This window comes from Arthrobacter mobilis, from assembly GCF_012395835.1.
Classification (GTDB): Bacteria; Actinomycetota; Actinomycetes; order Actinomycetales; family Micrococcaceae; genus Crystallibacter; species Crystallibacter mobilis.
In genome coordinates this window covers 1-4,462 of record NZ_JAAZSQ010000046.1, presented here as the reverse complement: position 1 = coordinate 4,462, position 4,462 = coordinate 1, and the positions used below count along the sequence as shown (strand labels likewise).

Sequence of the window (4,462 nt, the reverse complement as noted above, 5' to 3'; positions counted from 1 at the left end):
GACGGCAACAAAACTGTCACACGTCAGGCTGACACAGAGGGCCAGACATGGAGCAGATTCCCATTTCGGGGCGAAAACGGGGGAAGGGGCGCACGGGCGGGGCGGGGAGGCCGGCCAGGGTCAGAACAGGCCGGTGATGCCGCCGTCGTCGTCCACGTCCATCCGCAGCGCCGCCGGCTCCTTCGGCAGCCCGGGCATGGTCATCACCGCCCCGGTCAGGGCCACGATGAAGCCGGCACCGGTCTTGGGGATCAGTTCCCGCACCCGGATGGTGAACCCGCTGGGGGCGCCCAGGACGGAGGCGTCGTCGGTGAACGAGTACTGCGTCTTGGCCATGCAGACCGGCAGCCGGTTCAGGCCGTTAGCCTCGATGTCGGCCAGCTGCCTGCGCGCGTGGGCCGAGAACTCCACATGGTCGGCGCCGTAGATCTGCTGGGCGATGGTCTCGATCTTCTTCTCCACGGCCAGGTCCAGGTCGTAGAGCGGGGCGAACTGCTGGGGCCGGTCGACGACGGCGGCCACCTTGGCGGCCAGCTCGTCCCCGCCGGGCCCTCCCCCGCCGCCGGCCCAGACGTCGGCCACCGCTGCCTCGACCCCCTGGCCGGCGCACCACTGCAGCACCCAGTCCAGTTCCTGCGGGCTGTCGGTGGCGAACCGGTTCACCGCCACCACCGGGGTCAGCCCGAACTTGGCGGCGTTGCGCACGTGCCGCTCCAGGTTGGCCGCGCCTTCCTGCAGCGCGGCCAGGTTCGGCTCGGCGAGCCGGTCCTTGGGCACCCCGCCGTGCATCTTCAGCGCCCTGATGGTGGCCACCACCACGATGGCCGAGGGCGCGAACCCTGCCGAGCGCGCCTTGATGTCCATGAACTTCTCCGCCCCCAGGTCCGAGCCGAAGCCCGCCTCGGTGACCACGAGGTCCGCCAGCCGGCGGGCCGTCTGGGTGGCGATGACCGAGTTGCAGCCGTGGGCGATATTGGCGAACGGGCCGCCGTGGACCAGCGCGGGCGTGCCGGCGATGGTCTGGACGAGGTTGGGCCGGATGGCGTCCTTGAGCAGCATGGCCAGGGCGCCCTCGACGCCGAGCTGGCCGACGGTGACCGGCCGGCGGTCGTAAGTGTAGCCGAAGGTGATCCTGGCGATCCGCCGCTTCAGATCCTGCAGGTCGGTGGCCAGGCAGAACACCGCCATGATCTCGGAGGCGACGGTAATGTCGAACCCGGCCTCGCGCGGCACACCCTGGGCCGGGCCGCCAAGGCCCAGCACGATCTGCCGCAGGGCGCGGTCGTTCATGTCCACCACACGCTTGAAGGTGATCCGGCGCGGGTCGATGCCCAGCTCGTTGCCCTGGTAGATGTGGTTGTCCACCAGCGCCATCAGGGCGTTGTTCGCCGCGGTGATCGCGTGGAAGTCCCCGGTGAAGTGCAGGTTGATCTCGTCCATCGGCAGCACCTGGGAGTAGCCGCCCCCGGTAGCCCCGCCCTTCATCCCCAGGATCGGGCCGAGCGAGGGCTCGCGCAGCGCGATCACCACCTTGTGGCCGGCCCGGGCCAGGGAATCGCCCAGGCCCACCGTGACGGTGGACTTGCCCTCCCCCGCCGGCGTCGGGGACATCGCGCTGACCAGGACCACCTTGCCGCGCGGTTCGGCATGTTCCGCACCGAGTGCGGCCGGGTCGATCTTGGCCTTGTAGCGGCCGTAGAAGTCCAGCGCGTCCGCGGGAATGCCTGCGGCCTGCGCGATCTCGGCGATGGGCCTCAAGGTGGCGCGGCGGGCGATCTCCAGGTCCGTCAGCGGTGCGTTAGACATCGTTGTCCTCCTCCGTCGGCTGCGGCCGCGGCCCGGATGGCCGGGCCGCGGCGCCATCTAGGGCCAAGCTACCAGCCGCCGGCCGGGTTGTGACCACCAGCAGCCGGGCAGACTGCGCGGGCCGTCCGGGGCCTGCGCCAGGAGGCGCCCGCCACCGGGCCGGCCGGGCCGCACGTTCCGGCCTTCAGGAGGCGGCCTCCAGGCGCAGCCCGCCGTCCGTTTCCACGGCCTTGAGTCCGCCCAGGCCCTCCAGCACGGCGTCGGCGTCGAGTTCGGCCGCGGGAAACGTTCCGGCCACCGCGAGTGTTGCGCAGCCGGCGGCCCGGCCGGCGGCCAGCCCGGCAGGAGTATCCTCGACCACCAGGCAGCGTTCGGGGGAAACGCCGAGCCGGCGGGCGGCCAGCAGGTACCCTTCCGGGTGGGGCTTGCCGTTCTCGATGTCGTCGAAACTGACCAGCACGGGCGGAGCCGCCAGCCCGGCCGCCCGTAGGCGAACCTGGGCCAGGCCGCTGGTGCAGGAGGTGACGATGGCGCACCGGGCCGGCGGAACCGAGGCGAGCAGGTCGGCGGCGCCCTCGAGGGCCCGGATGCCGTCCGTTTCCTGGGTCTCGATGTCGATCACCCTGGCCAGGCATTCCTCCACCTGGTCCGGGGCGACCATCGACGCGACGATGTCCCGGGCCGGCTTGCCGTGGTCGGTGTGCCGGTAGGTGTCGCCGAACCCCAGCTCCCGGGCCCACCGGGCCCACCCGCGTTCGACGGCGCCGGTGGAGTCGATGAGCGTGCCGTCCATGTCGAACAGCACCGCCTCGAATACGCGCTGGCCTAGGCCTGCCAGCGCCGGGCGCTCCGTGCCTGAATCTATCCGGTCCACATTTCTCCTTGGGTTGTTACTGTTGCCAGCCGTGGCGGCCCTGCAGCATTCACAGGCCGTACAGCCGCTGGCGCGCCTCGCTGAACCTGCCGCGGACGGCGGCCGCCCAGTCGGCCGCGCCCGACGGACTGATGGTCCGTTCCACCCGGCGCTCCCAGGCCGGCGGGGCGCCGGCCCCGGACAGTGCCCAGGCCGCCTGGCGTGCCGCACCGAGGGCGACGTATTCACCGGGCCGGGGTATGACGACTTCGGCCTGGAAGATGTCCGCCGCGGCCGCCTGGAGCGAGCGCGAGCGGGATCCGCCGCCAACCAGGACAATCCGGTCCGCGGCAATGTCCCGGGCCCGCAGCTTGTCCAAGGCATCGGCCAGCAGGCAGAGCAGGCCCAGGACGGAGGCGCGGGCCATGTTTTCGGGGGTCATGGCCGCGCGGGTCAGCCCGATGAGGCTGCCGGTGGCCAGGGGCAGGTTCGGCGTCCGTTCCCCGTCCAGGTACGGCACCAGCGTCAGCCCGCCGGCGTCGGCCGGGCCTGCCGCGGCCAGGGCATCGAACTTCTGCAGGTCAACGCCCAGCAGCTCCGCCGTGGAGCCCAGGACGCGGGCACCGTTGATGGTGGCCAGCAGGGGCAGCTGCTTTCCGGTCGCGTCCGCGAAGCCGGCAATGGCTCCCGACGGATCGGCGATCTTGGTATCGGTGGAGGTGAAGACCGTTCCGCTCGTGCCGATCGATACCGCCACTTCGCCGGGCCGGAGCGACAGGCCCAGGGCAGCCCCGGCATTGTCGCCGCATCCTGCCCCCACCAGCGTTCCCCCCGGTGTGGTGCCGGCCGAGGCTGCGGGCCCGATGACGGTGGGAAGCTCGGGGGACCTGCCGAAGGCCCATTCCACCAGGTCGTGCCGGTAGGCCTCGTCGGTCACGGAGTAGTATCCGGTGCCGGAGGCATCGCTGCGGTCGGTGGTCGGGTAGTTCCGGCGCCCGAGGACCTGCCAGGTCAGCCAGTCGTGGGGCAGCATCACCTTGCGGACCCGGTCCGCAAGATCAGGATGGTTCTCGGCCAGCCAGGCCAGCTTGGTGATGGTGAAGGAGGGGACCGGAACGATCCCGATCTCCTCCGCCCAGACCTCTGCCCCGAGTTCATCGCGCAACCGCTGCGCCTGCGGGGCGCTGCGGACATCGTTCCAGAGCAGGGCGTCGAAGACCGGGGCATCGTCCGCACCCAGGGCAACCATGCCGTGCTGCTGGGCACTGACGGAGAGCGCTTCGACATCCCCCAGCTCCGCTCCCCCGGCCGCCTGGAAAGCCTCCCACCAGCGGTCCGGATGGACGGCGGTGCTGTCCGGGTGCGGAGCCGAGGAGGTGCTCAGGATCTGCCCGGTTTCGGCATCGACCCGGACAATCTTGCAGCTCTGGGTGGACGAGTCGATCCCCGCGACAATGGTGCCAGAGGCCATGGGCTCTCTCCTATCAGTTTCTCGGCCGGAGGGCAGCCACAGCTTCGGCCCCGCCGCCACCGTCGGATCCGGACGGGCGCGCCGCCGGGATGGCGGGCCGTCCTGGCCGCCCGGACAGTCATCTTATGCGACGTCCGGCAGACCGCCGCCGGCGCCCGGTCCCGGGCGCCGGCGGCCCGTCAGCTCCCGGCGGCCGCGAGGGATTCGCGGGCTGCTTCGACGACGGCTTCGGTGGTGAGGCCGAATTCGCGGAAGAGGGTTTTGTAGTCGGCGGAGGCGCCGTAGTGTTCCAGGGACACGGCGCGTCCGGTGTCCCCGAGCAGGCGGTGCCA

At 71.5% G+C, this 4,462-nt stretch carries 3 protein-coding genes; all 3 read right to left on the bottom strand.

The genetic code is table 11. The features are described 5' to 3' along the window. Nucleotides 1–120: 120 nt before the first annotated feature. The 3 genes from HGG74_RS20700 to xylB all read right to left on the bottom strand — a co-directional run bounded on the left by HGG74_RS20700 (nt 121) and on the right by xylB (nt 4,130). Nucleotides 121–1,806: a formate--tetrahydrofolate ligase gene (locus HGG74_RS20700; protein WP_168489424.1), complete on the bottom strand. Its 1,686-nt coding sequence runs from the start codon at nt 1,804–1,806 to the stop codon at nt 121–123. 184 nt (nt 1,807–1,990) lie between these two features. Continuing rightward, the gene (locus tag HGG74_RS20695; RefSeq protein WP_312856929.1) at nt 1,991–2,680 is read right to left on the bottom strand and encodes an HAD-IA family hydrolase; all 690 of its coding nucleotides are present in this window, start codon (nt 2,678–2,680) and stop codon (nt 1,991–1,993) included. Between the two features lie 49 nt (nt 2,681–2,729). Further along, the gene (gene xylB, locus HGG74_RS20690) at nt 2,730–4,130 is read right to left on the bottom strand and encodes a xylulokinase (protein ID WP_168489422.1); all 1,401 of its coding nucleotides are present in this window, start codon (nt 4,128–4,130) and stop codon (nt 2,730–2,732) included. Nucleotides 4,131–4,462 lie beyond the last annotated feature (332 nt).